Below are 20833 nucleotides of genomic sequence, written 5' to 3' on the forward strand. Positions count from 1 at the left end.
TCGGCAACCGGCGTCAGCCGAATGGCGGCGGCGCGGCCGGTTCGAAGCGCAGCACCCGGTTGCCGATCATCACCTCGGTGCCCGGCACCAGGCTCATCGGCTGGTTGGGATTGAGCCGGACCCAGTCCCGGTACCCGGGCAGCCGCGTGCGGGTGCCGTTGGTCGAGCCGCGATCCACCACGGTCACATCCCAGTTGATCAGCCGAATCTCCGCGTGCGCGCGGGACATTCCGCCGGAATTGTCCTCGACCTTCAGCGGAATCAGCCCGCGCTGCGCCGCCTCGGAGTTTTCCGGGTCGCGGCCGAGCACCGCGTCGGCGGCCAGCATGTAGGTCATGCCGTCATCGAGGATCAGCATGCCCAACGGCGGACGGACCACCTCGATCAGCGCCTGGGTCTGATCCACCGGCATGCCACAGACGGTGCAGAACGCCGCGCGCGGATCACTGGGATGGGCTCGTGCGCACTTGAATCCCATCACCTTCACGGTGAGCGCGGTGGCCTTGGCGGTGGCCTCGAGGCGGCGCTGCAGATCGGGATCGGGCTGGGGTGCCGGGTTGGTGCCGCCGACCTGGGTGTCGGCCTCGTGCGGGTCGGGCCGGTCGGTCACCGAGTCCAGCATCGAGGTCGACGCCTGCGTCGCCGTGAGTTCCGGCTCCGGTTCGGGCCGTGGCCGCTGACGTGGCTCCGGATCTATGCGGGCAGTCGGCAGCGGCGCGGCGGGGGTGCGATGCTGCGGCGCTCGCTGCTCGGCGGTCTCCGGCTGGGAGGCAGGCGCCGGGCGCGAACGGGCGCCGTCCGACCAGACGATCGCCCCTCCGGCCTGCGCGATGCCTTCGACCAGCCAACCGATTCCGCGCTGCTCGGGCATTTCGGGAATCCGGCCCTCGGTGTCGTCGATGAACAGCGCGACACCGCGCGCCGGAACGGCCGCGACGCGATCGACGGTGAACGCCGCGTCGCTGCCCCGGTACCGTTCGGACCTGCCGTCCCCCGCGAGCACCGCGGTCACCGCGCCGTGCAGGAAGATCGCCATCCCGCCGTTCTCCGCCGCGGAGAGAATGCCGAAATCGATAGGCACGCCGGGGCTGATCTGCTCGGCGTGCTTCATGAGCCAGCGCGTCGCCTGCCGCGCGACCAGCGCGCCGGGGCCACTCGGTTGCTGTTCGACGGCCGCCCTGACCAGTTCCGCGAGCGATTCCAACGCGATGACGGCCGGCGCGTCCTCGGTCGGCCTGTCCCGGCCCCGATGTGCGACCACCAGCACCGCGCCCGCGACACGGGCGACCGCGTGGTTCCCCGCAACGACCTCGACCTGCCGATCCTTCACCGGTATCGGCCTCCACCGGGGGTCTGGTCCAAGGTCGTCGCCATGTCCCACAGCGTATTGCAATCGGTGTCTGATCGGTCGCTCTGCCCGGCGTTCGTCGGGTAACTTCATGGGCAGGTACGGGAGGAACGAGGGGCCTGTCATGGTTCGGACTTCGCGCATCGCGATCTTGGCGGCGTGTGTGGCGGCGGCCGGTGCGTTGACCGGGTGCAGCAACGTGGCGGGCACCGCATTACCGGGCGAGCTCGACGTCCGGAGGCTGGAGGTCGGCACCTATCCCGTGGACAAGCATGCCTACGACCAGGATTCGGGCGGCGACGGCGCACTGCTGGAGGGCATGCGCATGTCCGAGGCCGTGGTGCCGACCGTGCGCATCGATCCGTCGCTCACCTTCGGACGAGGCAGCACCGTGCTCGCCGACACCGAGTCGGCCCTCGACTTCGTCGCCAACGTCTCCAAGCCGGTGCTGGACAATCGCAAGATGGTGACCGGGTTCGCCGCCAGCGGTTCGGACAAGGCCGATCCCGCGGGCCAGACCCGCCCCGCCAGCGACGCCACCGCGGTCACCAATGTCGTGTTCCGCTTCCCGGACGAGGCCTCCGCCAAGCTCGCCGCCCGCGAACTCGAGGACGCCGACATCGGCGTCTCCGATCAGAACCGCAGGCTCGGCTCCACCAAGTACCCCGACGCCTATCTGCATTGGCGCCCAGGCGTTCCCAACGTCGGCGCCTTCCTGGCCCACCGCGAGTTCGTCATCTCGCTGTTCGTGCAGCGTCCCCGCGCCGACAGCACCGACCTGGTGGACTGGGTGGACAAGACCTTCGCCGCCCAGATACCCGCGCTGGACAAGTTCCAGCCGACCCCGGTCGCCAAACTCGACACCCTGAAGGTCGACCCGGACGGCCTGCTGGCCCGCGTCGCCGTCGCCGACCGCTCGGGCCACTCCCCCGATCCGGTCTCCTTCGCCATCTACAGCGGTAACCACGGCATCCACTCCGCCGACGATCAAGCCGCCACCCAGCGCCTCATCGAGGACACCGGCGTCGACAAGATCGCCATCGTGGACGCCAGCTCGGTGACCCGCACCCGCGACAACGACGCCGCCCAGAAACTCGTCACCGGCCTCATCGACACCGTCGGCGACCAGTTCGACCCGATCGGCGCCCCCAACGACGTCCCCGGCGCGAAATGCCTGCAGCTCAACAGCAAAGGCGACCCGGAGCGGGAGTACAAATACCGCTGCTACGTGCCGTACAAGCGCTACGTCGGCGTGGTGACCAGTGACAAGGAACCGGACGTTCGCCAGAAGGTGGCGGCCCAGTACGCATTGCTGGCCAACAGTTTGTGAGCACAGCGGACCGAACCGCCGCACGTCGATCAAGCCACGCCGCCTCGGCGCGTCCGAGTGAAACAGTCTGCCGTCGCATGCATTCGATCGAAGGGAGTACCGTGCCGCGCCCCGCCTCGGGATTCCGGGCTCTGCCATCCGTGGCCGCGGCTCTCGTCGTCCTCGCCGGTGTGACGTCCGGCTACGGCGCGCAAACCATCGAAGGGCGTGGGGTGCCCGGCATGACTCCCGTCGATCTGGCGAGTCTCGCTGTCGGACCGTTCCCGTCCGCTCCCGTCGACTACGAGCCGAAGCTGGAAACCAAGAGCGACGTCTTCGCGATCGAGTCGCGGCGGTTGTTCGGCTATCTCGTCGCACCCTACGAAGTCGACAGCGAGATGGCTGCGCTCGACACCACGCGGATCGTCTCCGCGTCGGGTTCGGTGTTCAGTGATTCTCTCGGCGCCCTGCCAGAGCAATTCGGCCCGATCGCGGAACGCAACCAGCTGATCGCGGGCGTCGTCACCACCCGCTCGAATCAAAAACTGCGGGCCATGCGCAACATGTCGATCGTCTTGCTGCGGTTTCCCTCCGAGCAGGCGGCTCGATCCGCCGCAACGGAATTCGACCAAGCCATGGACGAACTCACACCGAACCGGCACGCTCTCGATATCACGGGCCACGAGGATGTCCTGGCCTCCACGGCGAACGACCAGAAAGGCTACCTGTTCACCACACGCGGACCGATGGTGATCATGACCATGTCCACGGTCCCCGAGCCCGACGCGCCTGCCCTCGCGACACAATTGCGAAAGATGCTCGAACTACAGCTCGAACGGTTGGCCCGGTTCGTGCCGACGCCGATCGACCAGATCCTCGATCTGCCCGCCAACCCGGACGGCGTCATGCGCTTGGCGTTGCCGCCCTTGCCTGCGGGCGGCAGCCCTACCTCACAACGAGCCCAGCCGGTTGGTGTCTACGACGCCGCGGCGCAAATGCATTTCGAGCCACGGGGTGCCGAACTGAAGACAGCGCTGACGAACACGGGTGTCGATGTCGTTGCGCGCAACGACGCGACCGTCTACCGCACCCGCGACCTCGACTCGGCGTTCCGTCTGCAGCGTGCTCTCACCGCGCCCCAGGACGACGAGCAACACTTCGCGAGTCCACCGGGCATCATCGACGCCCAATGCCTACAGCGCGACGCGGACGCCTTCGACCCGCGCTACGACTACACCTGCGTCTTGGTCCACGGCCGCTACGTCGCCGTCGTCGAAGCCGACAGCCTGCCCGGCCGACTATTCGATCCGAGCCTGTATCAGCGTGTGGCGGCACAGTATTCGATCCTTGCGCGGGGCGCTTGACCGATGCCACGTTCCCGTATCGCATTCGCCTGCCTCGCGGCGCTACTCGCGCTCACCGCCGGCTGCGGCTCCGAGCCCAGCGCGAGCGTCGACACCGCCGCCCTCGATCCCGGCAACTACCCATCCGCGCCTCGGGACTTGTCCGCGCTGCGCACCGCCGACAGCGGTGCGGTCAGGGAATCCATCCGGCTCGGCGGTCTCGTCCCGCTGCCCATGGATCTCGACAGCCGACTCGTCTACGGCCGCACCAACTTCGCGGGCCACCATTACACCGCCCGAAACCCACCGTACCGAGGCAGCGGGATCAGCAACCTGGAGAACTTCGGCGAGCAGGTGCCCGGACTGGTCGCCGGGTGGCACACCGGTGGTTCCCGCCGCGTGAGTCGCAACCTCGGACTCGACGTCAGCGTCGCGCTACTGAGATTTACCACACCCGAGCAGGCCACCCATGCCATGCATGTGCTGGCGGACAAGGGAATCGAGAAGTATCCGCCCAAACAGACCCTGGAAATCCCCGGGTACCCCACGGGCCGAACCTATCTCAGCACCTACGATTCGGTGCAGTCGTGGACCGCTCAGGGCGACTACCTGCTGTGGGCCTTCGTCTCCGACGGTCTCGCCACCCCGCCGGACCCGGCGCCGCTGCTTACGGTCGCCAAGAAGCTCTTCGACCGCCAGTTCGAGCTGCTGGACGGCTTCACCCCGACCCCGATCAACGACCTCGCCGACACACCCGTCGACGACCTGCTCGCCCGCACTCTCGCGGCGGAACGTCCTGGCACCCTCGATGACGTGACCGGCGTATACACGGTGCCCACGGCCCTACATCTGGAAAGCCGCCCCGACCTCACCCGCCGCGCCTTCGAAGACGCGGCCGTCGACCTGATCGCATACGCGGGCACGCGTGTCTACCGCGCGGGCGACTCCGCGGGCGCGGCCCGACTCACCGCCGCACTCGCCGCGCAGGTTCCACCCGGCTACGACCCCATCGCGGGTCCACCCGGCCTACCCGACACTCGATGCTTCCGCGAAGACCCAGGTCCGCCGCAGAGCGCCCGCATCATCCTGGAACACCGCTGCTACTTCTCCTACGACCGCTACGTCGCCGAAGTCACCGCGCATCAACCGCAAGATCTCGCGCAACGGGCGAGCGCCCAATACCTGCTGCTGGCACACGGTTCGGCAGGTTGACGTAGGATCCGGCGGGAAGTAAACGATCGACGGGGGCGGGTATGCAGCGTGTTGGTGATGGCTGAGTCGTGCGAGCCTCGCCGACATCCGGGGTAAGGGGGAAGCATGAGATTCCGAGGTGGTCTGGTCGCCGTGCTGACGACGGCAACGATGGCGTGCGTTAGCTGTTCGTCGACCATCGCGGGTAACCCGGGGCCGGGCATGACACCGGTGAACGTCGCCGATCTGAAGACCGGGCCGTACAAACCGGAGCCCACCGAGTACGAGCAGGACCTGTCAGGGGGCGTCAGCAACATTCGGACCATCGAGGCCCGCCGGATGCTCAACTACCTCGTGCATTCCTACGAGGTCGACCCCGAGATCGATCTTCTCGGTGACATCGAGTTCTTCTGGAACGCCGAATGGCTCGTCGAGTCGAACACTTTTCCGGCGAAGTACAAACCCGCCGCGGCGGACAACAATCTCGTCGCAGGTGCCTATGTCTCCCGAACAAATGGCAATCTACGAAGCCGGAAGAAGCTGATCATCTCGGCGCTGCGATTCCCGACCGAGGCGGCGAGCAGGAAGGCAGCCGTCGAGTTCGACCAGATCACGAATTCGGATCCCGGACGCCACGCGGTACCGATCGACGGCCACCCCGGTGCACTGACCTCGTCCGCCGACGACATCACCGGGATTTCGTTCATCGCCCACGGTCCATACGTCATCATGGTCAACGCGGGTGTGCCGCAGCCGAACCAAAGCGCGCTCGCCGATGTCATTCGCCGAACCATCACTTTGCAGGTCGCGCGTATCGACCAGATGAAATCTATTCCGCTGGACGACATTCTCGATATCCCCGCCGACCCGGACAGCATCATGCGCCGCGCCCTTCCAGAAGCGCCGGACTACAGCGACCCGTTCACCGGCGAAATCGACTTCGGCGCCTACGAGCCTTCAGGGGAACTGCACTTCGAACGCAATCCCGCGAAAGTGCGAACGGCCTTGGACGAGAGCGGTGTCGACCTGATCGGGCGCCGCGGCGGGATCGTCTATCGAACTCGCGACTTGGAGGCCGCCTTCCGGCTGCAAACGGCTCTGCTCGAAGCGGGCCGGAACGACGAGGAACTTCCACCGCCGCCCGGACTTCCCGACGTCCGGTGCCTGCGGCTCGAGAGTTCGGATGCCGTCCGGCTTTTCGACGCGCTGTGCGGGGTGGTCTACGGACGATATGTCGCCGTGGTGGTCACCCGCTTTTCCGTCACCTCGAGGTCCGCGACACCGCTGTACCAGCGGGCCGCCGCTCAGTACGCGATCCTTGCGAAGAGTGAGTGAGTGCGCCATGAGAATTCGCCCCATACTGTGCGTCCTGGCTATCACACTTGTTGCCTCCGTAGGTTGTGGCAGCGACCAGGGACCGTCGAATGCGTCGAAATATGATGTCTCCCAGCTTGATTCAGGGAACTATCCAACGACTCCACGCGACCCGGAAAAAGCACGGACCGATAAGAGTGGACGTTTGCTCGAAGCGGCGCGCATCGGCGCCGTGGTGCCGCTGGCCGCGGATGTCGATGGCAAATTCGCGTTCAAGACGACGATCTACATCGACCGGCGCCTTACCCCCGATTTCATCCCGCGCGATATCAACGGCGCCAACACACCCGACGAATTCAACAGCATGGCACCCGGTTTCGTGGCCGGCTGGTACACGCGCGGACAGCGTCGCCAGGGGATCGCGCTCGGCCGCGCACTCGATATGCACACCCTGCGGTTCGAGACCGCCGATCAGGCCCGCGCGGCGGCCGACCGGATCGCCGACAGGCTGGACGAGAACGCGCCCGGCGACCGAGTGGCCATCCCCGGATTTTCTAGCGCCCGAGGCAAGTGGTCACTCGGAAAGCGCCGCTTGGAAGCCTTGCTGGCCCAGGATGCTTTGTTGTTGATGGTGCGAGTAGAGGATCCGGTCAGTGAGCCCGCGGACCCCGCGCCGCTCTCGGAGCTGGCGCAGCGCGCCTTCACAAAGATGCTCGACGGGTTGAAGAACTACACACCGACGCCGCTGGATCAGCTCAACTCTCTTCCTATCGACGTCGACGGGATGCTGCGGCGCACGCTGCCGCTGGAAGACAAGAGCCAGTTCACCGCGAATACCGATCCCTCGATGGTGCTCACGAGGCAGGCATGGCTGCACGCTGCCTACCAGCCCAACCTCGTGAAGGCGGCTTACGCCGACGCAGGTGTCGATCTGGTCGGCGTCTCCGGAGGCAACCTCTATCGCACCCGCGATTTCGCGAGTAGTGAACGATTGATAGCCGCTCTCAACGGACAAGACTCCAGCAAGTACAAGGCGATCGACAGTCCGCCGAACATGCCGGGCGTCCAATGCTTCGACCGTCGAAATCCGAAGGACTCCAGCAGCCGGTACCCGCCACAATGCTATTTCGCCTATGACCGGTATGTCGCCGAAATCAGCGGCGACAATCCGCAGCACGTGTACCAGCGCGTCGCCGCGCAGTACAAGATTCTGGCGAGCGGGGAGTAGGCGATGCGCGCAGACAGAGATCGCCGCAGCGCCGTGGCTCCCCGCAAAACCATCCAGGGGAAGGGGGCGGCGTGCACGTCGTCGTGAGATCAGTGGTTCGCGCCGCCGTGGCCATGCTGACCTGCGGGGCCCTTGCCGCCGGAGTCGGTGCCTGCGGTTCCCAGGTGTCCGGCACACCCACCCGCGTGCAGGCGGACCTGTCCAAGCTCGACGTCGGTAACTACCAGACCGAACCCAAGGTCATCGGCACCGCCAAGAACGAGAGGCAGGCCCGTGCCCGGGAGGCGCAGCGGCTCGCCGACTACGTCGCACTGCCCTTCGAAGCCGACCCGGCCTACGTCGTGGACGCTTGGTTCATCCAGCCGCACATCGTGCTGAACCGGAAGGCATTGGGCAGCCTGGTCATCAACGACACCTTCGATGACGTCGCCAAGGACCTCGTCGCGGGGTGGGTCAACTCCTGGTCCACCGGCGGTGGGCCGGACGCACCCCGCCGAACGATGAACATTGCGGTACTGATGTTCCCGGACGCGAACATCGCAAAGGCCGTCGGCCCGGAGCTCGAACACGACGACTTCACGTATAACCGTGACAACGAGCCCGTTCAGATCACGAAACATCCTGATACAACCGCACATTGGCGGCCAGGCGTGTCGTCGATCGGCTCCTGGACCGTGCACGACCGGTATGTGATCTTCATAAAGGTCGCGGACGACACCACGGCACCCGATCTGTCTTCCCTCGTCGGGCATGTCGAGCGCATGTTGGACGTGCAGATCCCGCTGCTCGCGAAGTTCAAGCCGACTCCCGCTACCGAGTTGTCCCGGATCCCGCTCGACCCTGAAGGATTGCTCGGACGCACGCTGCCGAGCCATCCCGAGAGGCCGCACCGCGCCGAACCGGATGGCACATACAGCGGTCGCGGCGCTGCGACGCTGATCAGCGGCACGGACCTTCTCGATGAGTTCGGCAGGGCCGAAGTGGATCTCGTATCCTTCGGCGACGCGGTCGTGTTCCGCAGTCGTACCCGCAAGGGCGCAGAGGTCCTATGGGAGGTCTGGCAGCCTTCGAAGCACTTGGAATCGGATGAAGTACTGCTCTCCGCGCCCCGCGGGGTCGGTGACCGAGCCGAGTGCTATTCGGAAGCTCCCAAGGAGGGGTCGACCCTGACACCGATGAATTTCTGCGTGCTACAGGTCGATCGGTACACCGTGCAGGCGTATGGCAAACAGCTGCAAGACGTGCATCAGATCATCTCCGCGCAATACGCCCTGCTGACTCACAACTGATCCGTGCCGGGTTGCAACCACGTCATCGGCAAACCCGGCGGCTGGCCGCGCATCGTCGCCACCGTGCCGCCGGGGATCGTGACGAGAGTCGAATACCAGCACCAGGCTTGCTAGATTTCTGCGGAAGGCTCGTGTGTCCGGGCGTTCGGCATCGTGGAGGAGGAACGAATGGCGTTGCGGCCCGGCGCAGTCGTGGGTGGTTACCGGGTGATCCAGACACTCGGCAGCGGCGGCATGGGCACCGTCTACCTCGCGCAGAATCCCATCCTGCCCCGCCGTGACGCGTTGAAAGTTCTGAGTGCCGAGCTCTCCACCGACGACGAATTCCGCGCCCGATTCGAACGAGAAGCGAATCTTGCGGCTGGGCTGGACCATCCCAACATCGTCGCCGTCTACAACCGCGGCGAAGAGACCGGCCAGCTCTGGATCGCCATGCAGTACGTCGATGGCACCGACGCGGCCGAGGAGGCGAAGAAGGGGCCATCGGTCATGACGCCGCAGCGCGCGCTGCGCATCATCTCCGAAGTCGGCAAAGGTCTCGACTACGCGCACCGGCGCGGACTCCTGCACCGCGATGTGAAGCCCGCCAACTTCTTGCTCTCGGCCGCGGACGAGGGCGACGAGGAGCGGGTCCTGCTGACCGACTTCGGCGTGGCCAAGTCCGCCGAGGATGGCCAAGACCTCACGGCGACAGGCAATTTCATGGCCACGGTTGCCTACGCCTCGCCCGAGCAGCTCGTCGGCGACAGGCTGGACCACCGCTCCGATATCTACAGCCTCGGCTGCGCGTTCTATCGACTGCTCACCGGACAGAATCCTTACCCATCGACCATGCCCGCCGTGGTCATGATGGGACATCTGCACGAGGCTCCTCCGAAACTGAGCGCCGCCCGTCCCGGCCTCCCGGCCGCGCTCGACGGGGTCATCGAAAAGGTACTGGCAAAGGATCCGGCCCACCGCTACGCGACCTGCCGCGAGTTCGTCCAAGACGCCGAGGCCGCGCTCTTCGGCGCGCCGCAGTTCCGAGCACCCGGGCCCGCGCATCTGACGGACCCGCGCGCCTACACCGCGCCACACCTGACACACGGCACGGACCCACGGGCCTACACCGCGCCACACCCGACACACGGCACGGACCCGCGCGCATACACCGCACCCACGATGCCGACGTATTCGACCGAAACACGGGCGCCGATGGCGACTTTCGGACCGGGCCCGGACGCAACCGATCAGAGCAACGTGGCGACCGCGCGGAATGGTCACCAGCCGGGCAGTTCCCGCCTTCGTAAGCTTCTCGTGCCGGGAATCGTCGCCTTGGTGGCGGCTATCGCCGTCGCTACCGGCACCTTCTTCCTCACCAGGCCCGACGCCGGCGCGACCGGCGATCAGCTGGCCGCGGTTCGCCAGGACAACCCCCAGTTCAGCGGAAAATCCGTGATCGCGTTCAACTACGGGGACGCCGCCCTGTCGGCTGTGCTGAACCCCAGTTCGCAGGCGAAGTTTCTGCAGGACATCGGCTTCCGTTACAGCGACAAGTACAAGGCGGTAGGCGACGAGAAGTCTCCTCGGCCGCTCTCGTCGTCCGGGTACTCGATCGACATCGATTCCGAGGTCGTCATCGTGCTGCGCACGGACAGCGAGGCAGGCAACGGCGGACTCCGTGGTCTGCCGAGCGCCGTCATGAACAGCCGGGCGAAGATCGTCGTCGTGGACGATCTCGCGACGGTCCAGGCCTTCCAAGTATGGACCGACCAGTCCACCTCCGTCCTCGTCGACAAGATGGTTCCGATCATCGCGAAGACCGTTACCAGCTAGTCGATCTTCGCTGGTCATCCGGCCGTGCCACACTTGCTCGGACACGCGATGTTTCGGCATTCCCGTCACCGAGCCTGCTAGCGCTATCAGAACCCATTGGGTAGGGTGATCCCAGCCAGCCCACTCGCCGGTTCAGGTGGTACCGAGCAGGGGGAAGGAGGGGAGAGAGCGCTGGCGGCGACCGACGTGACGGCACCGCGGTCCGAGATGTCCGGGGGGATCTCATCAAGGCCCTCCGTCCACGGTGCGGCCAGTCGATAACGCGTGACGATGCGCAGGGAACGATCCACCAAAATTCTTTACACAGGGTGGGAACCGATCGGACCCGCGGCGCGTCCAATCAGATGAACAGGTCAGCTGGGCACCTGCAACGTTGACCAAGTACACACACAGGAGGAGCCGCAATGGCGGAAGCAGGCAATCTCGATGCTAGCCCCGAGCTGATCGCCCAGAAGGCGAAGGAGTTTCAGGAGCAGCACAGCAACCTGATGGCGGCCATCCGGACGCTGAAGGCCGATGAGGACGCCGTCACCAACGGCGCCAACTGGAAGGGCCAGGCCCGTGATGCGTTCAACGCATTCATGGAGCGCTACTACTTCCAGGCCGACAAGCTGAACGACAAGCTGATGGAGACTTCGGAGAAGCTCATCAAGGCGGGTTCGTCGTTCGCCGATCAGGACACCGACTTCGCCTCGAAGGTTCAGGCTCAGGTTTCCAGCCTGGACCTGCCCGCGGTCTAATCGGCCAACACTCGGAAACAAAGGAGCCTGAATTATGTCGCAGCAAATCTCCGCTAATTTCGGTGGCGTCGAGGACGGTGCCCGCCAGATCATCAAGCGTGCCGAAGGCATTCGCGACGAGCTGGTGCAGTTCCACAAGAAGGTCGAAGAGTTCGTCACCACCAACTGGAAGGGTGCGACGAACGAGGCGTTCGCTCAGATGCAGCGCACCTGGGACCAGAACGTCGACCAGTTGAACACCACCCTGGTCGGAGCGGGTCAGCTCGTCAGCTCCGGTAACTCCGAGCTGCAGGGCACCGACTCCGCGCTCGCGAACCTCTTCTGAGTTCGACCGGATCGACTCGAACAATTCGGGCCCCCAGCCTTTGCTGGGGGCCCGAATTATTTGTGCCACACGAAGAATTGAGTCAGCCGAAGCCACTGTCCCCGACAACACTCTCCCGCCACCGTGCTATCAGCTCTGACCCCGACACGTCGGCGGCACTACGCCGCAATAGACAGGGCGGAGCAACGCACTCAAGGAACCACATGCACCGTCGACGCGAAGTTCTCACAAGTCGGCTCGAATCCATCCCACCCGTTGCCCACATACTGGCAGCCGATGCTGACCTGGATTCCATGCTCCACCAGCACATGCCACTGCACCGTGGAACCTTCCGGCCGTTCAACGTAAGCGAGGCCGGAGCGGCCGCCGAAGACCACGTCGCGGCGGAGGTCGCCCATGGAAGGCTTCTGTTTCATCTGGGCTTCGAGGTTGGCGGCGATCTGTTCGTAGCCGGCGTCGGGGGCGACCGGGGTTTGGATGAGGGTCATGCGGAAGCGGGCGCCGTCCTGCGGGGATAGGTCGACGCGGCTGCTTTGGCCGGATGGTGGCGCGAGGCGCCAGCCGTCGGGCACCTTGAAACGGATGCGGCCCACGGTTTCCTGCGGTCCTGGCGAGTCCGTCGGGGGCGGCCCCGGGATGGGCTTGACGGTCGTCGGTGCGGGCGGTGCCGTGGTGGACGGCTGGGCCGCGGCTGCGGGCTCGCCGGAACCGCCCGACACGACGATGCCGCCGACGACGACCGCGGCCACCACGGCTACCGCGGCGACGCCCGCGAGGACGTATTTGGCGATGGGACGATCCGGCGCCTGGGCGGCTGCACGTTCGCGCAGCGGCTGCAGCCATTCGTTGGAGGGCAGGGCCGGGGCTGCCTCGGGGCGGTACTCCGGTTCCTGGTTCGCCCCTCGCACGAGTTCGCCCCCGGAGACCGGGCGCAGTTCGGCGTCGGGGCCGCAGGTTTGTTGCATCACGGCGCCGATGAGGTCGAGCTTGGCCGGATCGGAAGCGCCCACGGCCTGAACGACATCCGCCGGGCGGCCGTCGAGGAGGCGGGTGATCAGAGCGGCCAGGGTGTCGATTGCTCGCTGGTCGGCACCGAGGTCGGCGAAGGCGAGATTCGGTTCGTGCTCGCAGGATTCGACGTTCACGCCGAGGTGGCTGCGCGTCACCGCGGTGGCGGTGGTGCTGATCGCGCCGAATTCCAGCACGACGGTGCGGCGGCTGCGCGAGGTGCCCTCATCGGCGGCGACCGCGCGCGCGGCCATGTCCTCGAACGCCACGTCGTGCGCGAAGCGGCGCGCGGCGGTGTCCAGCAGGGCGCGGCGGCGGCCGCCCCATTCCGTCGGGCAGACGAGGGTGATGCGTTCGCAGGGGACGCCGACGCCGAGGTTCTCCAACGCCGTGCCGAAGACCGCGGCCAACGACTCCGGGACACCGGGGACGCGCGGCAGCAGCGCGATGCGCTCCGCGGGCACGAATTGGACCGCGGAGCTGACCTGGGTCGGCGGGTTCAGTGACTCGCCGACGATCAGATTTCCGTTGCTGCCCAACACCACCGAGGGCGGCGCGTCCCAGTGCGTGGCCGGGCCGCGCGCCCAGATGCGGGTATCCGTCAGGACCAGGTCGACCGTCGACATCACTCGGCCGCCGGCATCCATGCCAGCTGGATCAGCCCCTGCGCGCTACGGGTGATGAACGTACCGCGGCCCGGCGGCAGCGGGCTCGGCCGGACCGTGCCCATCAGCACGCCCTCGTCCTTCGGGCAGCTCATGATCAGACCGGCCGAACCGAGATCCTTCATGCGCGCCATGGTGGCCTCGTACATGGCCCGGCTGGCGCCGCCCGCGCGGCGCGCGACGATCAGGTGGAAGCCGAGATCGCGGGCGTGCGGGAGGTGTTCGACGAGGGCCGAGACCGGGTTGCCCATGGAGGTGGCCACCAGGTCGTAGTCGTCGACGATCACATACAGTTCCGGTCCGCTCCACCAGGACCTTTCGCGCAGCTGCTGCGGCGTGACGTCCGGGCCCGGCGTGCGCTGGGCCACGTAGGCGGCCAGGTCGGTCATGTTCTGCGTGAACTGCGGTGCGGTGGAACCGTATCCGGCGAGGTAGCCGTCGGGCACCAGGCCGAGCATGGTGCGCCGGTAGTCGCCGAGGATGAAGCGGGCCTCGTTCGGCGAGTTGCTGGCGGCGATGCCCTCGATGATCGAGCGCAGCAGCGTCGTCTTGCCCGACTCGGTGTCGCCGATGATGACGAAGTGCGGGCTCTCGTTGAAGTCGATGTAGACCGGCGCGAGCTCGGATTCGTTGATGCCGAGGGGGATTCGCATGTTCTTGACGCCCGCGTTGAGCTGCGAGGGCCAATTCCCGGCCAGGTGCAGCAGCTGTTCGCGCGGCAGCACCTCGGGCAGCATGCGCGCGGCGGGCGCGTGCCTGCCCGGGGTCAGGCGCGCGATGGTCGCGACGGCGTCGGCGACAGCCTGGCCGAGCGTGGTCGGGTCGGCGCTGCCGTCGATGCGCGGCAGACCGGTCAGCATGTGCAGGCAGTCCGGCGTCATACCGCGGCCGGGGCGGCCCATCGGGACCAGCGCCGCGAACTTGCGGCCGAGGTCGGAGTCCATCGGGTCACCGAGCCGCAGCTCGATGCGGGTACCGATCTGGTCCTTGAGTGCGGGACGGGCCTCGGCCCAGCGGGCCAGCGCGATGATGACGTGCACACCATACGAAAGGCCTTGCACCGCAAGGTTCATGATCGGCTGCTCGAGCGGATCGAAATCCTGGCGGATCGAGCCGAAGCCGTCGATCACCAGGAAGACGTCGCCGAACGGGTCGTCATGCGCGCCCGCGGCGGCGGGGCTGCTGGACGGATCCATCGAACGCAGGCGGCGGAACTCCGCCATCGACTCGATACCGAGCTGGCGGAAGCGGGCCTCGCGCTGGCGGACGATGGTGGTCATCTCGGCGATGGTGCGCCGGACCTTGTCCTCGTCCAAACGGCTTGCCACCGAACCGACGTGCGGCAGCCCCTCCAGGCTGGCCAAGGTACCGCCACCGAAATCGAGGCAGTAGAACTGCACCTGCTCGGCGGTGTGCGTCATGGACATCGCCATGATCATTGTGCGCAGCGCGGTCGACTTACCGGACTGCGGACCGCCGACCACCGCGACGTTGCCTCGGGAACCGGAGAGATCCACGACCAAGGGATCGCGGCGCTGGTCGTACGGGCGGTCGACGATGCCGATCGGCGCGCGCAGGGTCGCCACAGCCGAGTATTCGCCGGTGAGGATCGAGCGCGGAATGAGCTGATCCAGCGACGACGCCTCCTCCAGCGGCGGCAGCCAGATCTCGTGCGCCGGACGGCCGTGCCCGCGGATGCGCGAGACGAGCATGTTGACGTTCGAGATCTGCTCGCCCTCTTCGGTGCGGTGCTCCTCCGGCTCGTGACCGGCCTGGGTGGGCAGCGGCACCCGGTCGATGGGGCGGAAGTCCACGTGATGGGCGGTGAAAGCCCGCGCCTTCACGTCGATCTCGCCGCCCGCGACACCGGCCTGGGTTACCTCGCGCTGCGAGCCGCCGCCGACGTATGGGCCGGAGACGTAGGAGGCCTGGAAGCGCTGGATCTCACCGGAGTCGGACTTCAGGTAACCGCCACCGGGGCTGTTGGGCAGGTTGTAAGCGTCGGGCACGCCGAGCACCTGACGGGATTCGTTGGCGGAGAACGTCTTCAGACCGATCCGGTAGGACAGGTGGCTCTCAAGGCCCTTCAGCTTGCCCTCTTCCAGGCGCTGCGAGGCGAGCAGCAGGTGCACGTGCAGCGAGCGGCCGAGGCGACCGATCATCACGAACAACTCGGCGAAATCGGGGTGCTGAGTGAGCAGTTCGGAGAACTCGTCGAGCACCACGAAAAGCGCGGGCAGCGGGTCCAGGTCGGCGCCCGCCGCGCGAGCCTTCTCGTACTCCGAGACGTTGGCGAAGTTGCCCGCTTGGCGCAGCACTTCCTGGCGACGGTTCATCTCGCCGGCCAGCGCGTCCTTCATACGGTCGACGAGGTCGGCTTCGTCTTCGAGGTTCGTGATGACAGCCGCGACGTGCGGCACGCCGTCCAGACCGAGGAAGGTCGCACCACCCTTGAAGTCGACGAGCACCAGGTTGAGCTGGTCGGGCGAGTGGGTGGCCAGCAGGCTGAGCACCAGGGTGCGCAGGAACTCGGACTTACCAGAGCCGGTCGCGCCGATGCACAGGCCGTGCGGTCCCATGCCGTTCTCGGCGGCTTCCTTGATGTCGAGTTCGATCGGCAGTCCCGCGGCGTCGAGGCCGAACGCGACGCGCAGGCGTTCCCGGCCGTAGCGGGGCCGCCACGCGCTCTCCGGGTTGAACGAGCCGATGTCGCCGAGGCTCATCAATTGCGCCCAGCTCGAGATGACCTCGGTGTCTTCGGTTTCCACGTCACTGCTGCGCTGGGTGGCGGCGCGATACGGCGCGAGCCGGCGCGCGGCCTGCTGCGCCTCGTGCGCGCTGATCCGGTCGATGAGCGCGAACCGCTCCTGGTTGCCGGTGGCGCCACGGCCGACACATTCGCCGTTCTCGACGACCATCTTGATGCCGCGCGAAACCGCCAGCCGCGGTGCGTATCCGCACAGGTCGATGATGGTGACGCCCTCGTAGCCGGATTCGCGCAGCTGGTCGTCCTCGGCCTCCAGCAGACCGCCGTCGACCACGATGATGAGCTGCACGAGACCGGCGTTCGCCGGCTGGTTACGCGAGTAGCGGACGCGGTTGGCCAGCAGCGGATGCAGACCCGCGGTGGCCTCCCGGATCGAGCCGTAGAACATGCGCTGGGTGCCGATGCCGTCCTGGGCGTCGGGATGCTGGGTGTGTGGCAGCCACTTGGTCCACTCCCACTCGCGCGCGGTGTCCGGGCCGCAGACGACGGCGACGAGCACTTGGTCCGGGCCCTGGAACATGCACAGCTGCAACAACATCGCGCGCACCATGTCGCGCGCCTCGGCGCGGTCGCCGTCCAGCGCGATGGTCGCGAAGCCCTTCACCGCGATCGCGGTCGGCAGGTCGGGCACCGTCGAGTGGGCGCGCACGAAGCGGCGCAGCGACACCGCCGCGATCGGTTCCAGCTCCTCGACCGGGCCGGTCTCCGGCGCGACGAGCCGGGTGGCCAGGCGCTGCCCGCCGATGCCGATGCGAGCGTGGCAGAAGTCCTTGTCCCCCGCGCGGCGCTCCCACATGCGGCTGGTGCCCGCGAGCATCCAGATCAGCCCGGGCTCCGGGTGGCTCCATTCCACCGAGGAGCGTTGCTGTTTGGCGGTCTCGTCGACGTCCTTGCGCACCTGGTCCAGGTATCGCAGGTAGTCCTTGCGATCCTCGTTCGCCTCAGCGGCCTTCTGTCCCTTGCCGCCGCCCTGGCCCGCGAACATGCCGACCATCGAGAACAGCATCATGACCGGGAACATCATGCTCATCGGGTTCGACGCGATGCCGCCGCCCTGCGTGAACAGCAGCGCCATCATGCCGACCATGCCGATGATCATCACGACGGGCATCAGCTTCATCAGCAGATTGCCCGGTGTCACCCTGGGGATTTCGGGCGGCGGCTGCAGGGTGACCTCGCCACCCGGGGTCCGCGGCATCTCCCGACGAGCACGGCGCTGGAACCGAACGGTGCTCATGCCTGCGCCCCACTGACGCTCGGCTTCGGCATACGCACCCCGAACAGGCACATGAATCGCTCACTGCGTTCGCTCATGCCTGCGCCTCGCTGACGCTCGGCTTCGGCATGCGCGAGGCGCACTGGCACATGATTCGCTCACTGCGTTCGCTCATCGGACGAGAATTCCCCCTCTTCACATGCTGCGACTTCGGGCTCAGTGTAGAGGCCGCCGCCGACATGTCGTACAGTTCGACCTGCATTCTGCTGCCCCGACGTCAGGGTCGCAAGCTCGCCCCCCAGCGCGACGGCTCAGCGGAAAATCGAGGTAGAACACCAGGTTGGGGGAAGTTTGACGCACGCGCGACTTGACCACATCGACGAAGACTCCTCGCGCGGTATCGTCCGTGCGCCGGACCTGGCTCGGGTGACGATTCTGGCCAAGCACACTCAGGTGGACATGGCGATCCCGGTCGACGTGCCGGTCGCGCTGGTCATTCCGAGCGTCGTCGACATGGTCGCTCAGCACAGCCGCACCAACGATTTCGACAACGAAGGCGAGCGCTTCGAGCCCGCCGAGTGGGTGCTTGCCAGAATCGGCCACCCGCCGTTCTCCAACTCGCTCAGCCTCGGCGAACACGGTGTGCGCGACGGCGAACTCCTGATGCTGGAGAGCGCTTCGCACACCGCGCCGACACCGCTGTTCGACGACATCATGTACAACGTCGCGATCGCGGACACCGATCACTACCGCAGCTGGACACCGAAGACCGCGCGGATCACCGGCTCGATCCTGGCCGCTCTCACGATGATCGTCGGCTGCCTCGGCCTGTTGCTCGCGCCGGAGGAGCTACCGGAGTGGGTCAGCGGTTCGATCGCGCTATCGGTGGCGATCCTGCTCGTCGTCGCGGGCATGGTGCTGAGCCGGATGTACGGCGACACCGCGACCGCACTCGTCCTCGGTGGCTGCGCGCTGCCGGCCGCGCTCACCGCCGGAATGCTTTATGTGCCTGATCATTACGGCTGGGCGCACATCCTGCTGGGATCGGTGCTGGTGGGGGCCACCGCGATTCTGGCATGGCGCGTCACCGGCGTCGGTCTCGCGCTGTTCATCGGCGCGGCCACGCTCGCGGTATACGCGGTACCCGCCGCCTTGGTCGGGCTGCTCACCGATCAGCCGCTGAAGGCCATCGGCGCGGTGGCCGCCGCGCTCGGTCTCGCGGGTCTTTCACTGTCGCCGCGGGTTTCGATGCTGCTGGCCAAACTGCCGCTGCCGCCGGTGCCTTCGCCCGGCACCCCGATCGACCCGACCGAGGACGACCCGGACGACCACCGCGCGCTGCCCACCATGGATGCGCTGCGGGTGAAGTCGGAACGGGCCCGTATGTACCTCGCGGGTCTGGTCGCCGCGACCACGCTGGTCACCGTCGCAGGCGCGCTCACCGCCACCGACCCGGAGTCCGGTGATCCGTACTGGCAGGGCATCGCGCTGGCGCTGGTCTGCGCGGCGGTGCTGATGTTCCGCAGCCGCACCTACGCGGGCGCCGAGCAGGCTGTCGTGCTGATCGCCGGTGGCGCATCGATCGTGCTGATCATGTTGGTGGGCGCCGGTTTCGCGATGGACATGCCGCTGGCCGTCTTCGGTGCGGCGATGCTGATCCTGGTGGCGGCGCTGATCCTGGGCATCATCATCCCGAACCAGTCGGCGACGCCGCCGATGCGCCGCGGCGTCGAGCTGCTCGAGTACGCGTTCGTCGCCGCGGTGCTGCCGCTGGTGTTCTGGGTGGCGTCGCTCTACTCCCTCGTCCGCGGGCTGTGAACGCGCACTTGCGCGTTGCCGCCGTCGCGGTGACGCTCGGCCTTTCCGCGTCCTTCGGCGTCGGCTCCGGACACGGTGTCGCCCAGGCCGATCGGCCGCCCGCGGTGAATCCGGCGCTGCGACCCGCGGGCGATCCCGCGGCGCCGCCGGAGAAGACCGAACGCCCGCCGAACTCCAACTGCGCCGACATCGTGACCGGCGGCGACGGGCCGACCATCCCGGTTGCGCAGCGCGCGCTGGATCTCGAGCACGCCTGGAAGTTCTCCAAGGGCGCAGGCCAGGTGGTGGCGGTCATCGACACCGGCGTGGCGCACCATCCGCGGCTGCCCGGCATGGAGGCGGGCGGCGATTTCGTGGCCGCGGGCGGCGACGGCACCGAAGACTGTGACGGCCACGGCACATTCGTCGCCGGGCTGATCGCGGCCTCCCAGGTCGACGGCCAGGGATTCGCCGGGGTGGCGCCCGAAGCGCGCATCATCAGCATCCGCCAGACCAGCAAGATGTATCAGCGCGAAGGCGCTTCCAGGAACAAGGGCCCCGACGACCTGCCCGACGGCTACGGCACCCTCGCCACCATGGCGTCGGCGATCGTGCGCGCGGTGGACAAGGGCGCGACCGTCATCAACATCTCCGAGGTGTGGTGCGGCTCGTCGAACGAGGTCGACGGCTCGATCGGCGCCGCGCTGCAGTACGCGCTCGACAGCAATGTCGTCGTGGTCGCCGCCGCGGGCAACAACGACACCGAGCAGTGCAAGCCGGTGAACAAGGTGATCGACCCGCTCGACCCGACGTCCGATCCGTGGAGCAATGTCCAGGTCAACGTCAGCCCGGCGCGCTGGGACGACTACGCGCTCTCGGTCGGCTCGATCGACCAGAACGGCGCACCGTCCAAGTTCACGGTGCCCGGCCCGTGGTTGAGTGTGGCCGCGACCGGCGAGAACATGGTCTCGCTCAACCCGCGCGGCGACGGCACCGCCATCGGCGCGGTCGATCAGCGCGGACAGCAGAACCCGATCAGCGGCACCAGCTTCGCCACACCGCTGGTCTCCGGCGTCGTCGCGTTGGTGCGGGCTCGCTTCCCGGAAATGAGTGCGCGCGATGTCATCCGGCGCATTCAGGCCACCGCGCACGCGCCCGCCGAAGGCTGGAACCAGTACGTCGGCTACGGCGCGGTCGACCCGATCGCGGCGTTGACCAACGCGGTGCCCGACAAGCTGCCGCCGAAGCGGCCGACACCGCCAACGAGCGAGCAGCTCGCGGTGCCCGCGCCGCCGCCACCGCCGGACGACACCGCGCGCAACGTCGCGCTGATCGGCACCGGCATCATCGCGGCCGGGTTGATCCTCGGCTACCTCGCGTCGTTCCCGATCCGCCGCCGCTTCGGCGTCACCTCGGAAGACATGTAACCGCCGTCGCCCGCGGGGCGGACGGTCTCGCGTAGTGTCTGCGAAAGTTCG

At 67.1% G+C, this 20833-nt stretch carries 14 protein-coding genes; 11 read left to right on the plus strand and 3 right to left on the minus strand.

Annotated elements, in window-relative coordinates; translation table 11 throughout:
- Window positions 1-13: 13 nt before the first annotated feature.
- Window positions 14-1330 carry an FHA domain-containing protein gene (locus NL1_RS01185; protein ID WP_067833097.1) on the minus strand — a complete coding sequence of 439 codons (1317 nt, stop codon included), beginning with the start codon at window positions 1328-1330 and terminating at the stop codon, window positions 14-16.
- A 142-nt stretch (window positions 1331-1472) separates the two neighbouring features.
- Here NL1_RS01185 and NL1_RS01190 point away from each other — a divergent pair, with 142 nt between their 5' ends.
- From NL1_RS01190 to NL1_RS01230, 9 genes are all read left to right on the plus strand, one after another.
- Window positions 1473-2678 (plus strand): DUF7373 family lipoprotein, encoded by a 1206-nt coding sequence (locus tag NL1_RS01190; RefSeq protein ID WP_067833099.1) that lies wholly within the window; start codon window positions 1473-1475, stop codon window positions 2676-2678.
- A 77-nt stretch (window positions 2679-2755) separates the two neighbouring features.
- Complete coding sequence (locus NL1_RS01195; RefSeq protein WP_067833102.1) at window positions 2756-4021, plus strand: DUF7373 family lipoprotein; 1266 nt, start codon at window positions 2756-2758, stop codon at window positions 4019-4021.
- A gap of 3 nt (window positions 4022-4024) precedes the next feature.
- Window positions 4025-5212, plus strand: coding sequence for a DUF7373 family lipoprotein (locus NL1_RS01200; RefSeq protein WP_067833105.1), 1188 nt, complete (start codon window positions 4025-4027; stop codon window positions 5210-5212).
- A gap of 105 nt (window positions 5213-5317) precedes the next feature.
- Window positions 5318-6526, plus strand: a complete 1209-nt coding sequence (locus tag NL1_RS01205) for a DUF7373 family lipoprotein (protein ID WP_067833108.1) — start codon at window positions 5318-5320, stop codon at window positions 6524-6526.
- Between the two features lie 7 nt (window positions 6527-6533).
- The gene (locus tag NL1_RS01210; RefSeq protein ID WP_422615825.1) at window positions 6534-7733 is read left to right on the plus strand and encodes a DUF7373 family lipoprotein; all 1200 of its coding nucleotides are present in this window, start codon (window positions 6534-6536) and stop codon (window positions 7731-7733) included.
- A 71-nt stretch (window positions 7734-7804) separates the two neighbouring features.
- Complete coding sequence (locus NL1_RS01215; RefSeq protein ID WP_067833113.1) at window positions 7805-9022, plus strand: DUF7373 family lipoprotein; 1218 nt, start codon at window positions 7805-7807, stop codon at window positions 9020-9022.
- A gap of 168 nt (window positions 9023-9190) precedes the next feature.
- The gene (locus NL1_RS01220) at window positions 9191-10837 is read left to right on the plus strand and encodes a serine/threonine-protein kinase (RefSeq protein WP_067833116.1); all 1647 of its coding nucleotides are present in this window, start codon (window positions 9191-9193) and stop codon (window positions 10835-10837) included.
- Between the two features lie 404 nt (window positions 10838-11241).
- Window positions 11242-11577: a WXG100 family type VII secretion target gene (locus tag NL1_RS01225; protein WP_067833119.1), complete on the plus strand. Its 336-nt coding sequence runs from the start codon at window positions 11242-11244 to the stop codon at window positions 11575-11577.
- Between the two features lie 34 nt (window positions 11578-11611).
- Window positions 11612-11902 carry a WXG100 family type VII secretion target gene (locus NL1_RS01230; RefSeq protein WP_067833122.1) on the plus strand — a complete coding sequence of 97 codons (291 nt, stop codon included), beginning with the start codon at window positions 11612-11614 and terminating at the stop codon, window positions 11900-11902.
- A 191-nt stretch (window positions 11903-12093) separates the two neighbouring features.
- Here NL1_RS01230 and NL1_RS01235 read toward each other — a convergent pair whose 3' ends face one another.
- Both NL1_RS01235 and eccCa read right to left on the minus strand, forming a co-directional pair.
- A complete protein-coding gene (locus tag NL1_RS01235; RefSeq protein ID WP_067833125.1) occupies window positions 12094-13557 on the minus strand; it encodes a type VII secretion-associated protein in 1464 nt (487 codons plus the stop codon).
- Window positions 13536-17579 (minus strand): type VII secretion protein EccCa, encoded by a 4044-nt coding sequence (eccCa, locus tag NL1_RS01240; protein ID WP_067833128.1) that lies wholly within the window; start codon window positions 17577-17579, stop codon window positions 13536-13538. The genes NL1_RS01235 and eccCa overlap by 22 nt, the downstream gene beginning before the upstream one ends.
- Window positions 17580-17909: 330 nt before the next feature.
- Here eccCa and eccD point away from each other — a divergent pair, with 330 nt between their 5' ends.
- Complete coding sequence (eccD, locus tag NL1_RS01245) at window positions 17910-19376, plus strand: type VII secretion integral membrane protein EccD (protein WP_067833131.1); 1467 nt, start codon at window positions 17910-17912, stop codon at window positions 19374-19376.
- Window positions 19373-20782 (plus strand): type VII secretion-associated serine protease mycosin, encoded by a 1410-nt coding sequence (gene mycP / locus NL1_RS01250; protein WP_245673034.1) that lies wholly within the window; start codon window positions 19373-19375, stop codon window positions 20780-20782. The genes eccD and mycP overlap by 4 nt, the downstream gene beginning before the upstream one ends.
- The last annotated feature ends 51 nt before the right edge of the window (window positions 20783-20833 follow it).

Origin of the sequence: Nocardia lijiangensis NBRC 108240 (assembly GCF_001613045.1) — a bacterium.
GTDB lineage: Bacteria > Actinomycetota > Actinomycetes > Mycobacteriales > Mycobacteriaceae > Nocardia > Nocardia lijiangensis.